The 24,355-nt window shown below is 54.9% G+C and carries 18 protein-coding genes; 15 read left to right on the plus strand and 3 right to left on the minus strand.

Features of this window, described 5'->3' with window-relative positions:
• The first annotated feature begins 107 nt into the window (after positions 1 to 107).
• The 6 genes from WCS52_18115 to WCS52_18140 all read left to right on the plus strand — a co-directional run bounded on the left by WCS52_18115 (position 108) and on the right by WCS52_18140 (position 7,982).
• Entirely contained in the window at positions 108 to 476 is a 369-nt protein-coding gene (locus WCS52_18115; GenBank protein MEI6169100.1) for a GxxExxY protein, read from the plus strand.
• Positions 477 to 801: 325 nt separating this feature from the next.
• Complete coding sequence (purB, locus tag WCS52_18120; protein MEI6169101.1) at positions 802 to 2,094, plus strand: adenylosuccinate lyase; 1,293 nt, start codon at positions 802 to 804, stop codon at positions 2,092 to 2,094.
• Between the two features lie 244 nt (positions 2,095 to 2,338).
• A complete protein-coding gene (purM, locus tag WCS52_18125) occupies positions 2,339 to 3,382 on the plus strand; it encodes a phosphoribosylformylglycinamidine cyclo-ligase (protein ID MEI6169102.1) in 1,044 nt (347 codons plus the stop codon).
• Positions 3,383 to 3,420: 38 nt separating this feature from the next.
• The gene (locus WCS52_18130) at positions 3,421 to 6,120 is read left to right on the plus strand and encodes a hypothetical protein (GenBank protein ID MEI6169103.1); all 2,700 of its coding nucleotides are present in this window, start codon (positions 3,421 to 3,423) and stop codon (positions 6,118 to 6,120) included.
• Positions 6,117 to 7,256 (plus strand): glycosyltransferase family 9 protein, encoded by a 1,140-nt coding sequence (locus WCS52_18135; GenBank protein ID MEI6169104.1) that lies wholly within the window; start codon positions 6,117 to 6,119, stop codon positions 7,254 to 7,256. Before WCS52_18130 ends, WCS52_18135 begins: the two co-directional genes overlap by 4 nt.
• 30 nt (positions 7,257 to 7,286) lie before the next feature.
• Positions 7,287 to 7,982: a CAAX prenyl protease-related protein gene (locus tag WCS52_18140; GenBank protein ID MEI6169105.1), complete on the plus strand. Its 696-nt coding sequence runs from the start codon at positions 7,287 to 7,289 to the stop codon at positions 7,980 to 7,982.
• 380 nt (positions 7,983 to 8,362) lie between these two features.
• Here the strand turns inward: WCS52_18140 and WCS52_18145 are convergent, their stop codons facing one another.
• The 3 genes from WCS52_18145 to WCS52_18155 all read right to left on the minus strand — a co-directional run bounded on the left by WCS52_18145 (position 8,363) and on the right by WCS52_18155 (position 12,491).
• The gene (locus WCS52_18145; GenBank protein MEI6169106.1) at positions 8,363 to 9,814 is read right to left on the minus strand and encodes a DUF2851 family protein; all 1,452 of its coding nucleotides are present in this window, start codon (positions 9,812 to 9,814) and stop codon (positions 8,363 to 8,365) included.
• A gap of 461 nt (positions 9,815 to 10,275) precedes the next feature.
• A complete protein-coding gene (locus tag WCS52_18150; GenBank protein MEI6169107.1) occupies positions 10,276 to 11,958 on the minus strand; it encodes a nucleoside kinase in 1,683 nt (560 codons plus the stop codon).
• A 17-nt stretch (positions 11,959 to 11,975) separates the two neighbouring features.
• A complete protein-coding gene (locus WCS52_18155; GenBank protein ID MEI6169108.1) occupies positions 11,976 to 12,491 on the minus strand; it encodes a cob(I)yrinic acid a,c-diamide adenosyltransferase in 516 nt (171 codons plus the stop codon).
• A 308-nt stretch (positions 12,492 to 12,799) separates the two neighbouring features.
• Here WCS52_18155 and WCS52_18160 point away from each other — a divergent pair, with 308 nt between their 5' ends.
• The 9 genes from WCS52_18160 to WCS52_18200 all read left to right on the plus strand — a co-directional run bounded on the left by WCS52_18160 (position 12,800) and on the right by WCS52_18200 (position 24,116).
• On the plus strand, positions 12,800 to 13,645 hold the full coding sequence (locus tag WCS52_18160; protein ID MEI6169109.1) for a 4Fe-4S binding protein: 846 nt from the start codon (positions 12,800 to 12,802) through the stop codon (positions 13,643 to 13,645).
• Positions 13,646 to 13,660: 15 nt separating this feature from the next.
• On the plus strand, positions 13,661 to 13,987 hold the full coding sequence (locus WCS52_18165; protein ID MEI6169110.1) for a cupin domain-containing protein: 327 nt from the start codon (positions 13,661 to 13,663) through the stop codon (positions 13,985 to 13,987).
• 129 nt (positions 13,988 to 14,116) lie between these two features.
• On the plus strand, positions 14,117 to 16,225 hold the full coding sequence (locus tag WCS52_18170) for a LacI family DNA-binding transcriptional regulator (protein MEI6169111.1): 2,109 nt from the start codon (positions 14,117 to 14,119) through the stop codon (positions 16,223 to 16,225).
• 142 nt (positions 16,226 to 16,367) lie between these two features.
• Positions 16,368 to 19,238: a DNA methyltransferase gene (locus tag WCS52_18175; protein ID MEI6169112.1), complete on the plus strand. Its 2,871-nt coding sequence runs from the start codon at positions 16,368 to 16,370 to the stop codon at positions 19,236 to 19,238.
• A 2-nt stretch (positions 19,239 to 19,240) separates the two neighbouring features.
• Complete coding sequence (locus WCS52_18180; GenBank protein ID MEI6169113.1) at positions 19,241 to 20,131, plus strand: GIY-YIG nuclease family protein; 891 nt, start codon at positions 19,241 to 19,243, stop codon at positions 20,129 to 20,131.
• Positions 20,128 to 20,478: a hypothetical protein gene (locus WCS52_18185; GenBank protein MEI6169114.1), complete on the plus strand. Its 351-nt coding sequence runs from the start codon at positions 20,128 to 20,130 to the stop codon at positions 20,476 to 20,478. The genes WCS52_18180 and WCS52_18185 overlap by 4 nt, the downstream gene beginning before the upstream one ends.
• The gene (locus tag WCS52_18190) at positions 20,475 to 21,197 is read left to right on the plus strand and encodes a uracil-DNA glycosylase family protein (GenBank protein MEI6169115.1); all 723 of its coding nucleotides are present in this window, start codon (positions 20,475 to 20,477) and stop codon (positions 21,195 to 21,197) included. The genes WCS52_18185 and WCS52_18190 overlap by 4 nt, the downstream gene beginning before the upstream one ends.
• A 312-nt stretch (positions 21,198 to 21,509) precedes the next feature.
• Positions 21,510 to 22,334: a DUF3800 domain-containing protein gene (locus WCS52_18195; protein MEI6169116.1), complete on the plus strand. Its 825-nt coding sequence runs from the start codon at positions 21,510 to 21,512 to the stop codon at positions 22,332 to 22,334.
• 423 nt (positions 22,335 to 22,757) lie between these two features.
• A complete protein-coding gene (locus WCS52_18200) occupies positions 22,758 to 24,116 on the plus strand; it encodes a DEAD/DEAH box helicase (protein MEI6169117.1) in 1,359 nt (452 codons plus the stop codon).
• Positions 24,117 to 24,355: the final 239 nt, after the last annotated feature.

A 24,355-nucleotide genomic window follows, 5' to 3' on the forward strand; every position in this document is an offset into this window, starting at 1 on the left:
GGCCGCAACGGTTCTTCAGGGGGGGTAAGGGGGATTTTAATATTTGATTTAGCCCTCAGTATCTATTATACTAATAGCAAATATAAGTATAAATTAATGAGGTGGGTATGCTGGAAAAAGAGGGGTACGAAGTCATGGGAGCCGCATTTGAGGTTTACAATACGTTGGGGTACGGCTTTCTAGAAGAGGTCTATCAGCAATCACTGGAAATTGAGTTAGAGCGGCGACGTATTCCTCATCAGTCCCAGCATGAATTGAAGCTGTATTACAAAGATTCTGTTTTGAGAAAGACCTATATCGCGGATATCGTGGCCTTCGATAAAGTGATCGTCGAACTCAAGGCTACAGTCATTTTGACTCATGATCATCTGGCGCAAATTATGAACTACCTCAAGGCAAGCAAGTTGTCCGTTGGGTATCTCATAAACTTCGGAAATTCCGATAAGCTGGAATGGCGACGAATTACGCTAGAATGAAAAAGACTTCACCACTGATTGAGGAAATGGGGGAAATCAGTAGAAACGAATAATGTTGCGGCCATTGTGTTCGTGGGTACCCGAACACAATGGCCGCAACGGTTTTTCAGGGGGGCCATGACACCGTTTTGCGATTTTTGTGGCTGGAGTACTCGCCAGCCATAAAAATCGCAAAACATTATCGTATCGTAAGTCTTCATTTCTCTCATTTCTTAAATCAGTGGTGAAGTCCCGCTTCTCTTCATCTCATTTATGTGCGTATTTGCTGGCATCGGGGGGCGAAATTCACTAGGCTTCGACCGCATTTTCAAGAGGAGAACGACATATGATTCCACGGTATACGCGTCCTGAAATCGGAAATATTTGGGAAGACGAAAACAAATTCAGAATCTGGCTGAACATCGAGATCCTGGCCTGTGAGGCCATGCATCAGCTCGGAGTGGTCCCGGCCGCAGATCTGAAACGCATCAAGTCCCGCGCCGCTTTCAGCGTCAAACGGATCAATCAGATCGAGGCAAAGGTGAATCATGATGTGATCGCCTTCCTCACCAATGTGGCCGAACATGTGGGCCCCTCCTCCCGCTTCATTCACCGGGGGCTGACCAGTTCGGATGTGCTGGATACCGCCCTGGCCGTTCAGATGGTCCAAGCCATGGATATTCTGATTGCCGATGTGAAAGCGGTGCGGAAAGCGGCGGCGGCCAAAGCCAAAAAATACAAAATGACCCCCATGATCGGACGGAGCCATGGGGTTCACGCTGAACCCATCACCTTCGGCCTGAAAATGGCCTTGATGTATGATGAATTCGGCCGCGCGGTCAAACGCCTCGAGGCGGCCCGTGAAGTGATCCGGGTGGGCCAGCTTTCAGGGGCGGTGGGGACCCACGCCCATATCGATCCTTTTGTGGAACAGTATGTCTGCAAAAAGCTCGGGCTCAAGCCCGCGGCCATTTCCACCCAGATCCTGCAGCGCGACCGGCATGCGGAATACATGTCGGCGGTGGCCCTGGTTGGCGCCTCGGTCGATCGTTGGGCCACGGAGTTCAGGCACCTGCAACGCACCGAAGTGCTGGAGGTGGAGGAGTATTTCGGCAAGGACCAGAAGGGCTCCTCGGCGATGCCGCACAAGAAGAATCCCATTACCGGCGAAAAACTGTGCGGACTGGCCCGGCTGCTGCGGGGAAACCTGGTTGCGGCGCTGGAGAATGTGGCGCTGTGGCATGAGCGGGATATCTCCCACTCGTCGGTGGAGCGCGTCATTATGCCCGACAGCACCATTGCCCTTGATCACATGCTGGTCGGGCTGGAGAAGCTGACCCGCAATATGCTGGTGTCGCCGGAACAGATGAAGGCCAATCTTAACCTGACCCACGGGTTGATTCATTCCCAGCAGGTGCTCCTGATGCTCACGCAGAAAGGGTTTACCCGCGAGCAGGCGTACCGGATGGTGCAGACCCACGCCATGGCCTCATGGAATACCAAACAAAGTTTGCGCGCCCTGATCGAGGCTGACAAAGAGATCATGACCAAGGTGACGGCCGCCGATTTGGACAAAGTGTTTGATCTTGCGACCCATTTCAAGGATGTTAACCGGACTTTTAAAGCCGTCGGATTGTAAGAAGAAGACTTCACCACTGATTGAGGAAATGGAAGAAATCCGGACAAAGGATAATGTTTTGCGATTTTTATATCTGGCGGTTACGCCAGCTATAAAAATCGCAAAACGACTTCCCTTGGAATTTGCTTTTCTTTGCGTGTTTCGCGAGTCCCGCATACGCGGGATTCAAAATCCTTATCTGGATATCTTCCATTTCTCAAATTAGTGGTGAAGTCTTGAATTTGTATTAAAGGAGCCTGAAGTTATGAAAAAAGTGACGACAAAGAACAAATCTGCCTACGCGGCGGCGGGTGTGGATATTGACCAGAAGATGAAGGGGATCGCCTCCATCAAGAAGATGGTGAAGTCCACCCGGACCTCTGGGGTTTTGAATGAAATTGGATCATTTGGCGGCTTCTTTGCCTCTCCCGGCAAAGACAAGATCCTGGTGGCCAGTACGGACGGGGTCGGGACCAAGCTCAAGATCGCCGCGATGGCAGGCAAGCATGACACCATTGGTCAGGATATCGTCAATCATTGTGTGAATGACATTCTGGTTCAGGGCGCGGTCCCCTTGTTCTTCATGGATTATGTCGGGATCTCCAAGTTTGACGGGCCCATCTTTGAGCAGGTGGTGAGCGGCCTTTGCAAAGCCTGCCGCGAGAATGGCTGTGCCTTGCTGGGCGGGGAGACGGCGGAAATGCCCGGCCTCTACCCTCCGAAGGAGTACGATCTGGTGGGGACCATCGTTGGACAGGTGGATCGCCGGCAGGTGGTGACCGGTAAATCCATCCGGCCCGGGGATGTGATGATTGGATTGCCTTCGTCAGGCTTGCATACCAATGGCTATTCACTGGCGCGTCAGGTCATTTTCGAGAAGGCCAAATTGAAAATCACCGATCGGCTGCCGGGTACGAACAAGACGGTGGCAGAGGTGTTGCTGGCGGTGCACCGGAGCTATTTGAAGCCGGTCACCACCCTGATGAAATCCGTCAAGGTCCGTGGCATGGCGCATATCACCGGGGGCGGGTTCCCGGATAATGTACCGCGGGTATTGCCTGATACGGTGAATGCGGTCTTTGACCGGGCCTCCTGGGCGGTGCCTGAGGTCTATCAGTTTATCCAGCGCGTGGGCAAAGTGGACCGCGAGGAGATGTACCGGGTCTTTAATATGGGGATTGGCATGGTGGTGGTGGTGAAGAAGCAGGATGTGGAGAAGTCCATCACCATTCTCCGCAAGACCGGCTCCAAGCCCGTGATTGTCGGCTGGATCGAAAAGGGTAACCGCACCGTCCGCCTGATCAATTAGGCTGTAGTGTTTTAGCCTGTAGTCTGTTAGGTGAAACTATGAGAAATAGTCTAATAGCCTACAGCCTACAGCCTAAGCACCTGCCTTTGTTGTCCGCCTGGCGGACTCTACTGGCGGCCTACCTGGTGGTGATGCCACTGGTTTCATTGGCGACGCTGACGAATGATGATGCCTGGGTTTCCGGCAAACTGTCCTCTGCTTCGGTAGGACGAACGGGCAAAATCGCGGTTCAGCTGATATTACTGCAGGACGAGCCTGCTGAAGTCAGTATCAGTCTCATTCTGCCGGCGGGGTTTTCCTGTGAAACGGGGTCGCGGAAAGTGCTGCTGGAACCCGATGCCCCTCGGCTTGAATCCTTTACCCTGATAAACCACACCTCAATGCCCGGGGGGACTTATCCCGTTACGGCGCTTGTGGAGCAGGTGCAAGGCTCCTTCCCCGTGGGAGGGGCGCTATGCGCCGCGACGTCAACCCAGGACCGTGCACAGTCTGTCGCGGCGCATAGCGCCCCTCCCACAGGGAAAGGGAAAGCCGCTTCGTTTTCGAGCGAGATCACGGTGACTGAGGCCCAATGGGTCGGGCAGTCGTACTGGTTCTGGGGCGCGCTTTCGGCTTTTCTCTTACTGGGATGGTTAACCTTGACGTTCAGGCAGAGGCGTCTACCGATCCCCCTCACCGCGACCGGATCTTTTTTTGATGCCGCGGTCCTGACGGGGTTGTGTGTCTTCACGCTCTGGCAGTTTTCTCCCGTGGATTTGATCCGGAATACCACTCCCGTAGGAGGGGATACCCCAGCCCACCTCTATCTGGTCAGTCACTTGAAGGAACAACTGCTCCATCATGGGCGGATTATTTCCTGGGCGGGAGGGTGGTGGTGCGGGTTCCCGATGTTCCAGTATTATTTTGTCCTTCCCTATATGTCGGCCGCTTTTTTGAGTGTGCTGATCCCGCTGAATATCGCCTTCAAGGTGGTGAGCATTGCCGGGATGGTGCTGACGCCCTGCTGTGCCTATTGGGCCGCCCGGGTGTGGCGGGTCCCGGGGCCCGGTCCGCTCGTGATGGCCTTGGCCATGGTGCCGTTCCTGTTTGTGCAGTCCCACACGATGTGGGGCGTCAATACGTCCAGCACCCTGGCGGGGATGATTGCCAATAGCTGGAGTTTTGCCCTCATGCTGCCAGCCCTGGCCTATGGGGCAAAGGATATTTCGGACGGGGAGGTCAGGATGCGCACAATCCTGCTGTTTGTGCTGGTGCTGGCGTCGCATTTCTTTACGTCCGTGATCATGTTCGTGACGCTGGCGATTGTGCCGGTGCTCCCCAAAACACCCTCATTCCTGCGAGGCCTCAGGGTGTTGGCGGTGGAGGCGGGCTTGGCCCTGCTGCTGATGGGGTGGTGGCTGATCCCGCTGATCGCAAAATCGGACTGCAGTATGGATTTCGGGGTCAACTGGGAGTTGTCACTCGTGAGATCCTTCCCTGAATACAGTGTGGGCGTACTGATTTTTGCAGGAGTCGCCCTGGTAGCCGGGATTCGGCGCTCTCTTCCGGTGGTCTGGTTGCTGGCATGGATGCTGGCGGTGAGTGTGGTCCTGTTTAAAGGTGGGCAGACACTCTCGCCAGTATTTGTAAATGTGCGCCTGTGGCCCTTTATTTTCTTTGCCCTCATGGCGCTTGGCGCCGTTGGAGCGGGGGTATTGCTTGAGCGGACAAGGCGGGGGCGGGTGTGGGTCTGTTTGCTTGTCCCTGCAGTTCTCGGAGCGGTGGTGTTGAGCGAATCGATCGGTGGGATTGGTGCCCCGGGGCTGACGCACGCCTGGGCGAAATGGAATTTCTCAGGCTTGGAATCCAAACCGTCAGCGGCCGTGTTCACGAAATTGATTCCTCTTCTGAAAGGTTCGCCCGGACGATTGGCAAATGACCTGTGCGAGGAGAACAATCAATTGGGGTCCAGCCGTATCTTTGAACTGGTTCCTCACCTGATCGGGAAACCCATTTTTGAGGGAGGGTTGGTCAATTCGGGGCTGGGTTCCATGTATTCGTATTACATACAGGGTGAAAGCTCCCCGTCCTGTGCCGGGTTCCCTCCCATCGTAATCCCGGCCACCTTTGATTTTACCCGGGCCACCCGGCATCTGGAATTGTTCAACGTTAAGCATTTTATCGCGCGAAGTACCCTGACCCGGCAGGCGTTGCGATCCATGAAGGAATGGCGCTTTATGGCCCGCGAGGAGGAGTGGGAACTTTATGAACTGATGACCCATGAGGGGCGCTATGTGTTCATCCCGCCCCGCCTCCCGAAGGTGGTGGCCACCGACCGGTGGAAGGAGCGCTCCCTGGCGTGGCTTTATGATGTAAAGGCTCTGGATCAATTCGTGATCTGGAAAATGCCCGGGATGACCGTGGACAGGCCGGAACTGGCGAGGGGTGGCCAGCCGATATCCCTGGCCGGCACACAGTGCATCAGTGACGAGGTGGTGACCGATGACCGGATTCGTTTCAGGACTACGGCGCTGGGGCTTCCCCACATCATCAAGGTGACCTGGTTCCCGAATTGGAAGGTTCGTGGCGCAAAACAGGTCTATTGTGTCTCGCCTGGCTTTATGTGTGTGTTCCCCGATCAGGCGGAGGTGGAACTCTATTATGGAACAACGGGAAGTGATATCGTAGGCTATCTGGCCACCACCCTCGGTGGGTTGATTATTATGATATGGATTGTTTCCAGGCGCAGGAAATCATGAGTGTACGCCTCTTAAAGCTATTGGATGCGACGGTGGGCCTGTTCCTTTGCTGGGCCGGGGGCCGGATTCTGTATCTGCTGCATCGGGAGGCGGCCGCAAGGGAATGTCATGCGGAGGGGATCAAGCGCATCCTGGTGATCCGTCCGGGCGGGTTGGGGGACATGATCCTTTTGCAGCCCATGTTAAGAAAGCTCCATGCCGCCTGTCCCGGGGCGCAGATTGATCTGATCTGTGAGCGACGCAACGAGGACATCCTCAAACTCTCGAAGTTTCCCGTCAATGTCTTCACCTATGACGCCCATCCTTTGCGTTTGTTGTGTCGACTTTGGTCAGGTGGATATGATGTGGCGATAGATTCAGAGCAGTTTCATTACTTCTCAGCCGTGATGGCGGGGCTGAGCCGGGCGCCGATCCGGATCGGCTACAAAATCAATCCCGGACGCAACCCCATTTACACCCATCTGATCTCCTATGACATGGAGGGGTATGAGGCGGATGAGTTTGTAAAGTTATTGGCCCTGTTTGGTATTTCCGGTCAGGGCCAGGTATCCGGTTGTCTGACGGTCCCGGACAGTCAACTGCCGGATGAGGCCGCGGTTCTGATACGTAAACCAGTGCAGAACCCGCCGCTGATTCTTGTCCACGTGGGAGCGTCCATGCGATACAAGACGTGGGCCTTTTCCCGGTTCGTCAATTTGGTGAACGGGCTCTGTGCTGAACCGGAGGCGCTCGTCGGGCTGGTCGGGGGGCGGGATGACCGGGCTTTGGCAAACCGGGTGGCTGAGCAATGCGGGAGGCCGGATCGCATCAGGGTGCTGGCTGGGCGGCTGACGATTTCACAAACCGCTGAAATTCTGTCGCATGCGGCGTTGTTTGTGGGGGGCGACTCGGGGCTGGCTCATCTGGCAGCGGCATTTGATGTCCCTGCCGTGGTGATGTTTGGCCCCAGCGATGCCGGAAAGTGGTGCCGGGAAAGTCAGGCGGTTGCCGTGGTTCGGAAGCCAATGGCCTGTTCCCCCTGTTTTATTTTCGGCTACCACAAATACTGCCGGACCATTGCCTGTATGGAGCAGGTGGGCGTGGAAGAGGTGCTTGCGGCCTGTCGCAAGGTGAGGGCGACGCGAACCGGTTGTTGAGTTCTTGCGTAAAACAATCTCTTAATTTCTATGATCATGACTTTACATCACAGGGAAAAAACGTGGGCCGTGGCCCGTCATGTGATCCCCTTTTTGTTATGGGTCGGCATTATGAGCCTGCCGATGCAGAATGTGGCGCTCCGGTATGCGATTCAAATGGCCGTGAGTCTGGTGGCCTTTCTCGCATTGAGGCCCTGGCGCTATTATCCCGGCATCACGGTCCGGTCCCTCCCCCTGGGAGTTCTGGTGGGGGTGGGGGTAGCGGTGGTCTGGATTCTTCCCGAGTCGGCCTGGATCCGGCAATTTCCGGATATCCATGAGTTCTATGCCCGGTATTTTATCCGGGGGAGTGATCCGGGAACGGGCCAGCACTATGCTCCTGAGCAATGCGGCTGGCTGTTGTCGATCGTGAAATTAACGGGGTCGGCTTGTGTGATCGCCGTCATCGAGGAGTTTTTCTGGCGCGGGTTCTTCATGCGGTGGCTGGTTAAATCGGACTTTCTTTCCGTGGATCCCCGAACGGTGGGGCGGGGGTTATTTCTCCTGACCGCCCTGGCCTTCGGGTTTGAGCATAACCGCTGGTTAGTTGGCGTGCTGGCCGGGCTGGCGTATGGGTGGCTCTATTGCCGTAAGGGTGACATGGCCACCGTTTCCGTGGCCCACGTCACCACCAACTACCTCCTCGGCCTCTATGTGCTCGCGACCGGCTCCTATTCTTTCTGGTAACCCCCGAGCCTGCTCCTCACACGTAAATATAGGAAGACTTCAACTAATTGAAGAAATCAGCTAAATCCAGATAAGATTTTTTGAACAGAAGCTCGCAAAGGCCGCGAAGAAGAAATGTTGCGGGATTTGTATGCGGCGGGTACTCCGCATAAAAATCCCGCAACGTGTTCTTAAGGAATCATAGAAAATAGCCGCGCAAGTCTCTGCATTCCGTTTCGTTCTTCAATTCATGAAAAACCGTTTTGCGATTTTTGATGGATGGCGTACACGCCAGACACAAAAATCGCAAAACATTTATCTCTTCTTCGCGATCTTCGCGTGCTTCTGTTCAACAAATCTTATTTGGATTTCCGGAATTTCCAAAATTAGTGGTGAAGTCTTCACTCTTCTGCGAGCGCAATGGGGAGGGGGCAGCCGGCACAGCCGTTTTTACTGCTCAGGCAGAAGTCATGGAAGATTTGAAGCAAGCCCTGCTGACGTAGCCCGGAGTTGTATAGCGTCGGCGAGTGATCGTGCCCGAAGAGGGCATGCGCGGTGTGTTTGATGAAACGGTTGGTATCCTCCTGCGGGAGGCTGTCCATCAGGGTGGAATCCAATGAAAGGGCGCCGGTGGCCGCCCACCAGGGAAGCATCACATTGGTCAGAATTGTGGCCGCCCGCCCCTGCCCAATCAACGATTCAGGTTGGGGATAGCGGGGTGTCGCAAAACTGCCTCGCCAGGCCCAATAGCTGGTGCCGCCTTGCGCCTTAAGACGGCTCAGCCATGAGCGGACGCAGGGGGCAGGCACGTCTGCTTCGGAAAATAAATCCATATCAGGCGGGGTGCCGGCAAAGAGGTATGCGGCAGCCATGAGCCGGCGCAAGGGATGGTTCGCCGGTCTCAAATTGGCGAGCGTCCAGGCCTCCCGGTTCATGACCTGATCATGCCACTCGGACTGGTGCTTCCACCAGAAGTCCCAGAGTGCCCGGATAAAGGCCCGGGTCTCACCGTCCCAGAGGGGGTTGGATTGCTGGGGTAACAGCCCCCCGACGCCGAGAAACAGGGCGTACGCATGGAGGGGTGAAGACGCGGCCTCCAGTCGTACCCGCTCCAAGGGAAGTGCCCGGGCCAAGGTCAGAAAGGCCAGCCGGTTATGCTTATAACCCAGGGCGCCCATCAGTTCTTCGTAGAGGGCCTGATCCTTTCCCTTCTCCCCGATGTGTTTGGTCATCCGCTCCGTTTTCAGGCGCAAGCGCTCCTCGCCGGCGCCATCGAGCAGGGCGCCGCGCTGATCAGGGGACCAGCTGGTGAGGATCTCCGCGCAGGGAGGACGCCGGGCAAGGGCGGCGAACGGGTAGGCCGTCAAATCCAGTCCATCAAAGGAAAACGAGGGGAGGCGCTGGAGTGCGGCACGCAGGGGAATTTGCAGGACGGAGGCGGGCATATCGGCCGGCGCCAGCAGTCCCTCGAAATACGTGATATGGGCCATCACGTTCTTATATCGCGGGTCCGCGGCATGTTTGTGATAGCGCCAGTCCAGCGGACGGATATGCAGTTCAACATCGCCGCGGAGCGTGCATTCATCCGGCCCGATTTTGAGAATGGCATCCAGGAAGTCCGGCCCGGCCTCGAGATTCCAGCGGCCTGGGCTCACGACCGAAACGGTGCGTCCATCCATGCTGGTTAGCGCAGAAGGGCGGAGCGCGGAGTCGGCCCACACGCAACGCAGATGCCGTTCCGACCAGGGGAAGGTGGAGGGTGGGGCGCCGTCCTTGACGCAGGCCTTGGCGGGGAGCGCCAGTGCCTGATACCGGCAGCTTCTCGGGAAGAGGGGCATGCTGTAGCGTGTCATGCCGCCTGTTTTGCCGGATCTGATTAATTAAATCAACTATAATATTAGTTAATATATACTATCGTCATATTATCCACCAGCACCGCCGAAAAGAGGGACTTCACCACTAATTTAAGAAATGAAAGAAATCCGGATAAAGAATTTTTCACACGAAGCCGCGAAGCGCGCGAAGAAAATACAAATGTGGCGTTAATTTTTCCGCACGAGTACATGCGGAGAAAATAAACGCCACGGTTTCTTCGAAGAAATGCCAGTATATATATTCTTTTCCAATGTCACGGAAACACCGTTTTGCGATTTTTCGCGGCTGGGAGACATCTATCAGTCAAACTTTGAAAATATACAGCTCCGCCCAGCCACGACAAATCGCAAAACATTTTGGGGGTCTTTTCGTGTCTTTGCGGCTTCGCGTGAAATATTATTTTCTTCATTTCCCAATTAGTGGTGAAGTCTTCATCTGGTTAATATTTAAAGCTGCTGCGCCCGATATACTCCCGCAACATCGAGGTGTTGGGCACTTCCCGGTCGGAAATGCCGATGAAGTTGGTGAGGAAGGCCGTGAGGCGGCGCGCCTCGGCATATTCAGGGTCAAAGGGTTTCACTTCCATCAACAGGGGTTCAGCGATGGGTTTAAGGACGGCCAGTTCATAGTCGAGCGCGGAATTGAAGGTGGCGTCGGCGTTCTCCTGGAAGGGGAAAATCCATTGCTTCTCCCCTTTGCGGACAGACGCCCACATCCGCAGGGTTTTGAGGGCGGAGTGGGCCCGGTATTTGTGGTCCCTGACCATGCGCCGGATCAGCCGGTTGTCGGTGGTGGAGATCCGGTTGTTGGCATCGAGACTGAGCTGCGTCAGGGCGCTGACATAGACCCTGAATTTGGCCGGTTCAGGGATCATTTCCGTCAGCAGGGGGTTGAGGCCATGAATGCCCTCGATAATGAGGATGTCATCTTTTTCCAGTTTGAGTTTCCGGCCGTTGAATTCCCGCAACTTGGTTTCAAAGTTGAATTCCGGAAGCTCAATTTCCTCCCCTTTGATGATCTGACCCATGTGCTCATTGAAAAGTTCAAGATCGAGGGCCCGGAGATGTTCAAAGTCCGGGTTGCCGGTCTCGTCACGAGGCGTTTTGGCATGTTCGTGAAAGTAATTATCCAGCGAGATGGTCAGAACCCTGAAGCTGTTTACGCGTAACTGGATGGCCAGCCGTTTGGCAAACGTGGTCTTGCCGGAGGAGGAGGGACCCGCCACTAAAATGATCCGGATCGATTCCCGCCGCCGGTAAATCTCATCGGCGATCCGGGCCACGTTTTTCTCATGAAGGGCTTCGGAAACCTTGATAAAGTCGCTCACATCCCCATTCACCACGACCTCGTTCAGCCGGCCCACGGTACCGACCCCCATCGTCCGGACCCACGCCTTCCGTTCACGGAAAATACTGGAGAGATGCGGCAATTCGCGGAAGGGGGCGATTTGCGAGCCATTCCCCTGCTCCGGGAGTTGGAGGATGAAGCCGGGGGGGTAGTGGATCAGCTCAAACAGGTGTAAAGCGCCCGTATCGGGGACCAGGACGCCTTGGGCCAGGTCGTAGAAGCCTTCGCACTCGTGAATGACAACCCGGGGCGGGTTACGGAAACGTAGCAGGTTGAGCTTATCGGTTTGGCGGGCTTCCGCCAGCCGGCGGGAGACATCCTCAAACGATATCTTTTTCCGTTCGATCGGGAGCTTCCTGGCGATTAACATCCTGACATGGTCGCGGATGGCATCGACCTGTTCCCGGGTAATGGTGCTGTTCCGTTCCCCCGCCTTGGGCTCAAAGTCACAGAACAGGCCATCCCCGACGGCATAATCGACCGAAAAAGCCGCGGCGGGGAAAAGTTCCTTTACGGCTTTGGCGAGGAGAAAGGCGAGGGACCGGTGGTAGACGTGCCAGCCCTGTGGATCAGTCATGGTCAGGAGCTTGACGTCGCTATCCATGTCGACGGGATAGCAGAGCGACGTGGTGTCATTATTAATAAGGGCGGCGATGTAGGGCAGTCCGTTGGGGGCGGTAGGCGAGGGGAGGATGTCTTTGAGGGCGGTCCGGGGCGCGCACTCCCGCGTCACTCCGTTTTCGAATCTCAGCTTGATGGAGTCATGTTCGCTCATGGGGGGTGCCTTTCAGCTTAAGATTCAATGCCGGGGCGGCCTTTGACGCCTGCATTGTAATAATGTTTGATGCAGGTCATTTCCGTCACCAGATCGGCGCGGGCCTGCAGGGCAGGGCCGGCGCCGCGGCCCGTCAACACCAGTTCGACGGAGTCCGGCTTGCGATCGCAGAGCGCCAGCAGGTCGGCGTCGGTAAAGAGCCCGGCCGCGACGGCGGTATGGGCCTCATCCCCGATCACAATATCATAGAGGCCGCTTTGCATGGCCTCTTCCAGGTGTTTCAGGCCGTTGACCGCTGCGCTGATTTCGTCCTCTGCGGCTTTTCCCCGGATGAAGTGGCCATGACCAAACTGCGCTACGGTCACTTCCGGAAAACGGGCTTTCAGGATGCGGATTTCACTATATTCACGGCCTTTGATGAATTGGCCGAAGTAGACGCGCAGGCCAGACCCGACGGCGCGCATGATGAGGCCCAGTGCCGCGGTGGTTTTGCACTTGCCGTCGCCGGTGTAAATCTGGATGTACCCTTTCATGACCAATGCTTCTATATGACCCGGTGGATTGACGCAAAGAAATAATTTGAACAGAAGTCGCAAAGTTCGCAAAGGCATGTGCGGCAAAGATGCCGCACATGCGGAATAGTTTTGAAAATAAATCCATGCTACGGCGTCTTCGCCGTAGCACTTTGCGCACTTTGCGACTTCTGTTCAAGCTCTTCATTTTGGTTCCAGCTATGTCGGATTAGGGTTGAAGAAGAATTTTGATCTCTTGATACAGATCAATGTTAGGATCTTCTGAAAGCTCTATCCTGTGGGCAGACATTAAGGAGAGGCCAAATCAAATGAAACGAAATATCATCAAAATAGACGAGGCGAAATGTACCGGCTGCGGGTTGTGCATTCCCAATTGTCCCGAAGGGGCCATTCAGATTCTGGATGGGAAGGCCCGGCTTGTCAGCGATTTGAGTTGTGATGGGCTGGGGGCCTGTCTGGGGCATTGTCCAGAGGGGGCGATCTCCATTGAATCGCGGGAAGCAGAGCCCTACAACGAGGCCGTGGTGATGGAGGCGATTATCACGCAGGGGCCTGCCACGCTCAAGGCGCACCTGACGCATCTGCGTGATCATAAACAGGAAGAGTTCCTGAAGCAGGCGTTGGCGGTGCTCACCCAAAAAGGGCTACCCAATCCCCTGATCGCATCCAGTCCTCATCCCCATGGAGGAGGGGGCTGTCCCGGCTCACGTGCCATGCAGTTTGCCAAGCCGGATGCCGGTGAGCTGCCTGCAAGCGGGGTACGCCCCTCCCAGTTAACGCACTGGCCGGTTCAACTTCATCTGATTTCGCCCCAGGCTCCGCATTTCCAGGGAGCCGACCTGTTATTGGCCGCAGACTGCACTGCCTATGCGCTGGGCGATTTCCATAAGGAGTATCTGAAAGGAAAGGTCTTAGCCATCGCCTGTCCGAAACTGGACGCTGAGCAGGAGATCTATTCTGAAAAGATCACGGCGCTGATTGATGAGGCCAAAATCAACACCTTGACGGTGATGATCATGCAGGTGCCCTGCTGTTCCGGGTTGCTCCGGCTGGCGCAGGCGGCCGCCAGTCAGGCGAAGCGGAAGATTCCCCTTAAATGTGTGGTGGTGGGGATTCAGGGCGATATTTTGAAAAACGAGTGGGTAGTGTCATAAAAGGAGGAGAACTATATGAATGATCAGGATGACTATAAAGGTAAGGCGATTGAGTTGGCGACGGGGGTGGAATATGCGGCCGGGTCGGTGGTCAGTAAGACCCTTTTAGATAAGAAGACCGGGACCCTGACGTTGTTCGCCTTTGATAAGGGGCAGGGCTTGAGTGAGCATACGGCCCCATTTGATGCGACGGTTCAGATTGTGGACGGGCTGGCGGAGTTGACGGTAGGGGGTGTGCCGAATGTGGTGAAGGCGGGGCAGCTCTTCATCATGCCAGCGAATGTGCCTCATTCCGTTCGCGCCATTGAGCGCTTTAAGATGCTGTTGATCATGATCCGATAGGGCGTCTTTCCGGAATAGTGGTGGCGTTCGCCGTCCCTGGCGAACGATTCTTGCGTCCCGTTATGGTCGGATTTCATGTCAGTTCAGACTTGACCAACGTCCCCATATTTGCGATCTGAATCGATTCAGATGGCAAATAAACGAATAAAAGGAGGGGCGCGGCTGCGCGATGTGGCTGCCGCTGCGGGGGTTTCGAAATCGACAGCATCCGCCGTTGCCAATGGCCGGGCGGAGCAGTACGGCATCAGCCACGCCACCCGGGAGAGGGTTCAGGCCGCCATTCGACAGATGGGGTACGCGCCCAGTCTTGCGGCCTTGGACATGGTGGCAGGTCGTAATACCCTTGTGGGTTTGGCGATTTCTGCTGACTTCCCCGCCGCGGCTCTCCGTCTTGCGGTCTTGGAACCGTTGCTGGCTCAGGCGGGGTGCCGGGTCATCCTGACCTGCCTTCCCTCTGAACCACAGGCGGCCGCTGACCGGATCGCTGCCCTGATCCATTTTGGGGTGGCCGGGATGGTTATTTGTCCGGCGGATTCCCTGACGTTGCCGAAATTCAGTTGTCCCGCCGTGATGGTTGGCAAATCCGGTGTTGGATTTCCTGCTGTCTATGAAGACGAACTGGAGGGCGGCCGGCGGTTGGCGCGGCGGCTTCTGGACAAAGGCCACCGGCGCATCGCCATTCTGGGCGGAACGGTGACGCCGTCGCCTGTGGGCACTGGCTTTCTCGAAGCCTGCGCGCAGGTGGGGGCGACCATCAGGAGTTTCAATTCAGTTGCCGAATTTCTGCCGACGGCGTCGACGATGACGGCGGTGTTCTGTCTTACCCCGGCGGTGTTGCTGGAACTTTATTCCAGAGGTTGTGCCGCTGGCCTTCGGCCCGGGACAGACTTGGCCGTGGTGGCGGTGGACCCTCTGGGTGTTGCGGCGAACCTGGTTCCGAGGCCGACGGTCCTTCAGCCGGGAATCGCCCGACTGGGGCAGGCGGTGGTCCAGTTGCTCCAGCAGGTCATCCAGGGAGCGACGCTTGGCGACATCCGGTTAGACCCGGTGATTTTCGACGGTGATCCAATCACCCCCTTTTCGCCGTCTATCCCGGTGGCGTCACCCCCCGTTGCAACGCCAAATCCAGCCTCTGTTCCGCCGCCACAAGCGCCGTCTCCAGTCATTATTCCAAACACCCATAAACCCGTCATTTTGCCATCTGAATCGATTCAGATGCCAGAAACGGTGGTTTCAACACCGGCTATTCAGGTCTCCGCTGTAGTAGCCGCCGACCCCGGCGGCACCGACCCCGAACCGTCTATTCCGGTCTCTGGTGTAGTAGCCGCCGTCCCCGGCGGCACCGCCCATCAATCGCCTACTCCGATAGCTGATCCAGTCGTCACGACTCCTCCAGCATCTACCATCGCTCCAGAAATTCAGGTCCCACCGCTAGCCCCTGAACCAGCCATCCCCGAGCCGGTCGCCGTGATCGAGCCCGCGCCACCACCGCCGACACCGGAGCCACCGACCATCGTCCCGACACAGGAAGTCGCGCCGATAGCCGAGCCCGTTCCCCAAATGGAGGGCGGTGCTCTGTCACCGCCGGCCCCTGATCCAGTCATCCCCGAGCAGGTCCCCGTCATCGAGTCCGTGCCACCACCGCCGACACCGGAGCCGCCGACCATCGTCCCGACACCGGAAGTCGCGCCGATAGCCGAGCCCGTTCCCCAAATGGAGGGCGGTGCTCTGTCACCGCCAGCCCCTGAGCCAGTCATCCCCGAGCCGGTAGTCGTCATCGAGCCCGAGCCGACACCGCCGACACCGGAGCCACCGACCATCGTCCCGACACAGGAAGTCGCGCCGATAGCCGAGCCCGTTCCCCAAATGGAGGGCGGTGCTCTGTCACCGCCAGCCCCTGAGCCAGTCATCCCCGAGCCGGTAGTCGTCATCGAGCCCGAGCCGACACCGCCGACACCGGAGCCACCGACCATCGTCCCGACACAGGAAGTCGCGCCGATAGCCGAGCCCGTTCCCCAAATGGAGGGCGGTGCTCTGTCACCGCCGGCCCCTGATCCAGTCATCCCCGAGCCGGTCGCCGTCATCGAGCCCGCGCCGCCAACGCCGGAACCGCCGATCATTGTTCCGCCACCGGAAACCCCGCCTTCTGAGGTCTCCACGCCGGATGAAGCGCCTTCACCGTCTCTGACAGCGGAAGTTGCCCCTGAGCCTCCAACTCCCGGTCTCTCCGCTTCATGAGCCAGGAAGGCCCGCGTGCATGCGGACGGGGGCCTTTTTAGTTCTTGATAAAACTCATCTCCCTGTTGCAAATCACCCATTACCAATAACTTCGCTTTCTTTCCTCTTCCCCCTCCGGTTCATCTTCGGTACATTGCTCCGCATGTCACTTTCATGGAACGAAGTCCGGGATCGAGCCATCAAATTCACCCGTCAATGGGCAGGGGAGACCAGCGAACGCGCCGAGGCCAAAACCTTCTGGGATGAATTTTTCGATGTTTTTGGCATCCAACGACGCACCGTCGCCTCTTTTGAGGAACCCGTTCGCAACCTGAAGGGCCAATACAGTTACATTGACCTCTTCTGGGTCGGCAAGTTACTTGTCGAGCACAAGTCTTTCGGCAAGGATCTCGACAAGGCCTGCTCGCAAGCCTTCCTCTATATCCAGAGTCTTGTCCGTGAAGGCCGCACCGACGAAATTCCCCGCTATGTCATCCTCTCTGATTTCGCTAGAATCGTCCTTTACGACCTTGAACCGGACGACCCGTCAGATCTGCCGCTGTTTGACAAATGGCATGTCCGTACTATTGAGATTCCCCTGGCCGAACTCCACAAACACATTCGGGAATTCGCCTTCATAAAAGGGGAGAAGCCGGTGCGGCTCGACCCGGAAGACCCCGCCAACTTCAAGGCGGCGGCAATGATGGCCAATCTCCACGATACCCTGAAAGCCGGGGGGTACTCCGGACATGACTTGGAGCGCTTTCTGGTTCGTGTCCTCTTCTGCCTTTTCGCCGACGATACCGGCATCTTTGACCAGCCCCATATCTTTCAGAGTTACATCAAGGCCAATACCCGTGAAGATGGCAGCGATCTTGGGCTTCAACTCGCCCAGATCTTTGAGGTTCTCGATACTCCGCCCCAGAAGCGCCAGAAGAACCTTGATGAGGATCTGGCCCTGTTTCCCTATGTAAATGGCGGATTATTCCAGGAGCGGCTTCCCTTTGCCCATTTCAACCGCGACATGCGGAATGCGTTGCTTGCATGCTCCGCCTTTAACTGGAGCAAGATCTCGCCCGCCGTTTTCGGCTCGTTGTTCCAGTCGGTCATGGATCCCAAGGAGCGGCGGCAATCCGGCGGCCACTATACCAGTGAGCGGGACATCATGAAGGTGATCCGGTCGCTGTTTCTGGATGACCTTAAGGCCGAGTTTGAGCAAATTAAAGATGACAAGTCCAGTCGACACAAAGCACGGCTGGACGAGTTCCATAAGAAACTGGCGGGCCTGCGCTTCTTTGATCCGGCCTGCGGTTGCGGTAACTTCCTGGTTATTACCTACCGCGAAATGCGCCTGCTCGAAATTGACGTTTTAAAGGCCATACATGGCGGCCAGCAGGTTACCGATATCCAGCACCTGTCCCGCCTCGATGTGGATCAGATGTACGGGATCGAGATCAGCGAATGGCCGGTCCGTATTGCCGAGGTCGCCTTATGGCTCCTTGATCACCAGATGAACCAGTGCCTGAGCGAGGCCTTTGGGCAATACTATGTCCGGCTTCCCCTGCGGGCAGCCCCGCATATTGTCTGCGGGAACGCATTGCGACTGGACTGGAAAGAAGTCATCCCACCAGCAAAGTGCAGTTACATTCTGGGTAACCCGCCGTTTGTGGGGGCCAAATTCCAGGATGATTCACAGCGGGCAGACATGGCTCTTGTGGCTGGTGAGGTGGATAACTCCGGGCTTCTGGATTATGTAACCGGCTGGTATTTCAAGGCGGCCAACTACATCCATGGCACGGGTATTATGGTAGGTTTTGTCTCCACCAATTCCATTACGCAAGGCGAGCAAGTTGGGGTGTTATGGAATGCCCTATTCCAGCGGCATGGCATCAAAATCCTTTTCGGACACCGAACCTTCCCGTGGCAAAGTGAAGCCCGTGGCAAAGCCCATGTGCATGTTGTCATTATTGGCTTCGCTAATATCGATGCGATGACCAAGACAATTTACGACTATGAGGCGGGTAAAGATCAGGCGACGGTTATCACCGCGAGGAATGTCAGTCCCTATCTTGTTGAGGGGCCGGACCGGGCCATCACAAACCGTTCCGTACCGATTTCCAATGTTCCTGAAATTGGCATTGGGAATAAACCCATAGATGGCGGGCAGTATCTCTTTACACCAGAGGAAAAGGACCAGTTCATTAAAAACGAGCCGAAGGCGAAGGAGTTTTTCCGCCGGTGGATCGGATCTGAGGAGTTTATTAACGGCATTGAACGTTGGTGTCTTTGGCTGGGAGAATGCCCCCCGGAAAAATTGCGGCAAATGCCTGAGGTCATGAAGAGGGTAGAGGCTGTTCGGGATTTACGGTTAGCAAGTAAAAGCGCCCCCACCCGGAAAATCGCCGGTACACCTACACGATTTCATGTCGAGAACATGCCGAAAGGTCCTTATCTTGTTTTGCCCGAAGTGAGTTCGGAACGCCGTCGGTATATCCCCATTGGTTTTATGACGCCAGACGTGCTTGCTAGTAATCTTGTAAAACTTTTACCTGATGCCACGGTGTTCCATTTTGGTGTTTTGTCATCCGGGATGCATATGGCATGGGTTCGGCAAGTTGGGGGGCGTCTTAAATCTGATTACCGCTATTCATCGAAACTCGTCTACAACAACTTCCCCTGGCCGCAGGCGGTGAACGAGAAGCAGAAAGCGGCGGTTGAGGTGGCGGCCCAGAAGGTTTTGGATGCCCGTAAGGAATTCCCGGACTCCACGCTGGCTGATCTTTACGATCCCGTAGCGATGCCGCCCAAGCTGGTCAAAGCCCACGCCGAGTTAGACCGTACCGTTGATCGTTGTTACCGCTCTGAGCCATTCCCCAGTGACCGCCACCGGGTAGAATACCTGTTTACCCAATACGAACAGTTAACCGCGCCGTTGGTGGCGACGGGGAAGGCGAAGAAGGGGCAGAAAGTCAAAATCAAACTTGGTAGGGATGAGAAACTTAGTTCCGAGATGAACCCAGAATTGAAAAATTAAGAATGAACAAAAATATGAAACGCGGGTTTTCTATTCGGATATTTCTTCCTGAAGGGAAGTCTGACGGACTCAAGATCGTAGAGAAATCCAACTGGAGTGGTCGAGGTGTTGTTTGCCCTAGATCGCTTTTCGTAGAGAATAAAAAGCGTGCTGAATTTGAACGCACTGGGGTTTATGTGCTTGTTGGCCCATCAGAGGCTGGGGATATTCCTGTAATATATGTAGGGGAGGGCGACCCCGTCAAAAAGCGTCTAGAAAGTCATTATGCTGCTAAGGATTTCTGGACAACCGTAGTTTTTTTCGTGAGCAAGGATGAAAACCTCAATAAAGCCCATATTCAATATTTGGAATGCCGGCTAATCTCTTTAGCCCAAGAGGCAAAACGGGCGGTATTGGATAACGGAAATGTCCCCGTGTTGCCTTCAATGTCTGAAATGGATATCGCTGACGCTGAAGGGTTTTTAGACGAGGTGCTTCTTTGTCTCCCAGTTCTTGGCGTGAACGTATTTATGAAACCGGCGGTGTCCGGTCACCACGGACAATTACATCTTAAAGGCAAGGATGCGGATGCAGTAGGAAATGAAACTGCAGATGGGTTTGTCGTTCGTGTTGGTGGCAAGGCTCGAATTGATGAAGTGGACTCAATTCATAAATATATTACCGCTCTTCGGAAAAGTCTTGTTGAACGCAAAATACTGGTGCCTGAAGGTGCGCAATACCGTCTGACGCAGGATTACATTTTCAACTCACCATCCCAGGCGGCCGCTACAATGATGGGCCGAAGCGCTAACGGTCGACTGGAATGGAAGGACGCTCGCGGGATTTCCTTGAAGGAGATTCAGGGGAGAATCGCCGGTGAAATTGAATCAAGGGAAATACTCATCGATCAATGAAAAGGGATGCCACGCTCCTTGAATGGAATTCAGGCGCTCTCCCTATGGGCGCGATAATCGCGAAAGTTTCGACGTTTAACGCTCGCGGGATGCGCCGCATATATTGTCGCGGTGACCGCTTTGGGCGAGGCCTCTCTTTTAATCTGGATATCTGGAAAACCCGTGAAGGACGCGTCCTGATGAGCTGCTGGACAAGGTGCGAATGCATTGAAGATATCTCGTTTGAGATCAGGGGGATACCTACGGGCCTTTTGCCGGAAAATGAAAAGACAGCTCTCGCTCAAGATGATTGGGTTCCTGAATCCGCCCGCATTGCGTATGACCGATGGATTCAGGATAATTTATGACGCCGTCGACCTTCACTGTTCGCACGAAACAAAGTCGATATATGCATCTTGTGCAAGCCAGAAAGGCTTGCCGTCTATGTAAAGGCTGTTTGGTTAATGCCTCACAAATTGCGGGTGGCCGCTATGACTTAGATGAAATCGGGCCATACTCAACTTGGCAGGGGAATCTTGATTCTAATATTCTAGTAGTAGCTCAAGATTTTTCGGATGTAGCGGGTTTTGACAAGTATGAGGGGCGGCCGGGAGATGACGTAATGACGAATCGCAATCTGCGATCCCTGTTTGGAAAATCAGTGGGGGTCAAGATTGCGGCTCCTATGCGTCACACATCGGATGATATCCTGTTTTTCACGAATGCTGTTCTATGCATGAAAAGTGGTGCAGAAGGTGGACGCCAGCAAGCTATACCCCGCCATTGTTTCGAAAACTGTTCGGTATTTTTAAGAGAAACAATTGAGATTGTTGCTCCATCCCTGGTTGTAACGCTTGGAGCTAGAGCGTTAGATTCAGTGAGGTTTGCTTTTTCGGCGAACGGGAATCGTCCACTTTGCGAGGTTGTCGGCCAGGTTGAATTATTAACTCAAGGTATTTCGCTTATCCCGATGTATCATCCAAGTTTGACCGTTATTAATACAAAGCGGAATTTTGATATAATGACGACTGATTGGTGCCATATTCGGGGCTTTATCAAGAGTGAAATGCGCCAGAACGTCTTTTGAAACAACAGACTTTAATAAAACCAGGCAGGAGCGTGAGTGTTCAATCGCTATCAAAACCATCCTCAGATGGGGAGCGGTTTGATCGACTTATGAGACGCCTGTCGTGCAGGTCGGGTTGTCGTATTGAACTGTTTTTAGAAGTATGTTAAAAAAATGACCGCCCTGGCTACTCTTGCGAGAAAGCCCCATGGGCTTTTGTCACCAAGGTGGAACCTTTGAAATTGATTTCTTTTAGAGAATAGCCAGAAGTATGGATTGTGTCAAAACGTTTGGATAAGTGAAGATGGGCAGATGCCGTATGGAAGATGACTCATGAAAACGCCAGACCTGTTAGTGTTATTGGCGGCACCACGTCCACATCGATATCGACTCTACGTCGATGAATCAGGAGATCACACTTATAATCAGTTAGATGATATTGCCCGGCGTTATCTCGGTCTTTTGGGTGTGTGGTTTCGGCAGGCAGACGATTATGTGGCATTTGATCTTGATTTGAACAGTTTCAAACAGGAAATATTTGGTGCCCGGCCAGATAAACCTGTCGTGTTACACCGTTCCTGTATCATCAACCGGAAAGGGCCGTTCGGGATGCTGCGCGATCCAGATGTAAGGCAACGGTTTGACAAGGGATTACTCGAAATCGTCCGGCGCGCGAAGTTTCATGTGGTGTGTGTTGTCATTGATAAACAGACCCACAGCGGGAAATACGATAACCCGTTACATCCTTATCACTACTGCCTGGCTGCGATGTTGGATCGTTACAGTGGATGGTTGAATCACAAAACCGCTGTGGGGGATGTTATGGCTGAGGGCCGGGGCCGGGAAGAAGACCTGCAACTTGCCCAAGCATACCGGAGGGTGTATGAAGGCGGAACCATTATGTTCTCTCATTCACATCACCAGAAGGCATTGACTAGCAAAGACATCAAAATTCAAACAAAACAGGCCAATCTCCCGGGACTACAGTTGGCGGATATTCTGGCTCATCCGGTAAAACAGGCTATGCTCATCGAAAAGGGCCTTATTTCTGAAACGGGCGATGTTTTCGGGAAACAGATAATCGATGCCGTTGATTCCAAGTTTAACAAGAAAGAGGGATCTGGACAGGTGAGTGGATACGGTAAGGTGTGGCTATAAATGAAAAAACCCGCCGAAGCGGGTTTCTTCACGCCAGCCCTTACGAGCTGTCCACCTGCGAGGTGTCGCATTGGTAAAAAGGTATGAAAATCGACCGGTCATTGTCAACGGTGAATTGCAACCAATAGGTCATGCAGGGTTCAGAGGTTGCAAAACAAATAAGTAATGTCGATTTGAGGGAGACGGTTGGCCATCTCTGAATCCCTGAAAGGCCATGCTTGTATTGAGAGTTACATAGGCGTAGTATTAATCCCCATGGTACGTCGACTAATAGCGAAAATAAAACATCACATCACGCGTTTGGGCCGGAAACCTGATATTTCAGGTGCAAATAAGAAAGCGGTAGCAGTCAAAACCGCATCTGGCCCTTCGCATCCCGCCCCGAAAAAGGTTCCTTCGTCCACTCCTGCAAAGCCGGTTTCAGTGCGGCCCCCAGCCCCGGTTCGTCAGGCGGCCCCGGTGGTTGCCCCTCCCCGCAAATGGGTTGTGGCGGATTATGATATTCCGGTGGTCGAGGGCAAGACCCGGTTCCATGATCTGGATTTGCCTGCTGAAATCATGCATGCCGTTGATGATCTGGGCTTTAAATACTGTACCGGAGTTCAGGCCCTCTCCATTCCGCCTTCTTTGGCGGGACGGGATGTTACCGGTAAGGCTCAGACCGGGACCGGCAAGACGGCGGCCTTCCTGATCGCCATTTTCACCCACTTTTTGCGGACGCCCCGTAAACGCGCCACGAAAATGGGGGCGCCCCGCGCCTTGATTCTGGCGCCGACCCGCGAACTGGTCATTCAGATCGAGAAGGATGCACGTGATATTGGCAAGTATTGCGGGCTGAAGGTGCTCGGGATTTATGGCGGCATGGATTACGACAAGCAGCAGCGGCAACTGATGGAGATCAGCCCCGATATCATGGTGGCCACGCCCGGCCGGCTACTGGATTTCCGCCGTGGTGGCTTGCTCGATCTGAGGAATGTCGAGGTTCTGGTCATTGATGAGGCCGACCGGATGCTGGATATGGGGTTCATTCCCGATGTCCGCACGATCGTCTATTCCATGCCCGCCAAGGAAGACCGGCAGACCTTGCTCTTTAGTGCCACTCTTACTGAGGATATCCTGCGTCTGGCCTCCCGCTGGACCAATGAATCGGTGGCTATTGAGATTGAACCGGAAAAGGTGACCGTGGATAACATCCAACAGATTGTGTTCACCGTGCCCTCGGATAAGAAATTCGCGCTCTTTTACAACTTGATGCAGCGGGATAAACCGGAGCGGGTCCTGATGTTCTGCAATCGCCGGGATGAAACGGAGCGGGTGCTGGGCTATATGGCACGCTGCGGCATCAATGCGGATATGCTCTCGGGGGCCGTTCCCCAGAAGAAGCGCGTCAAGGTGCTGGAAGATTTCCGGGAAGGCCGGATTCGCGTGCTGGTGGCCACAGACGTGGCGGGACGTGGCCTGCATGTGGATGATATCTCGCATGTGATCAATTATGATATTCCGCTTGATGCCGAGGATTATGTGCATCGGATCGGGCGGACCGGGCGTGCCGGTAAGGCGGGTATCGCCTATACCTTTGCCTGCGAGAACGAGGCGTTTTCGATGCCTGAAATTGAGAAGTATATTGGTAAAGCCCTCGATTACGAGAACCCTGAGCCGGCCTTGCTTGTGCTGCCCCCCGGCGTGGGTGGTCATTCAGGCGCTTCCTTTTCCCGTCCCGCCTATCGTCCCCAGGGACGCCCTCAGGGCCGGTTCGGGCGCCGCCCTCCGCCCCGCCGGTAAGGCGAACGGTCATTGACTCACGCGAAGCCGCGAAGATACGAAGTATTTTCGCGGCCTTCCAGTGGAGGGTTTTGCTCCGTCAAAACCTCTTGCGCATCGGCGCTGACGGTTCGACGTGGCTCACCGCAGGCAGGGCCTGATCCTTACACGTAAATACAAGAAGACTTCACCACTAATTCAAGAAATCCCGCGCGCAACCAGCTAATGCAACACCTGTTGTATGAAAAGGTCACGCGGTA

It is taken from the genome of bacterium (genome assembly GCA_037128595.1).
Lineage (GTDB): Bacteria > Verrucomicrobiota > Kiritimatiellia > CAIKKV01 > CAITUY01 > JAABPW01.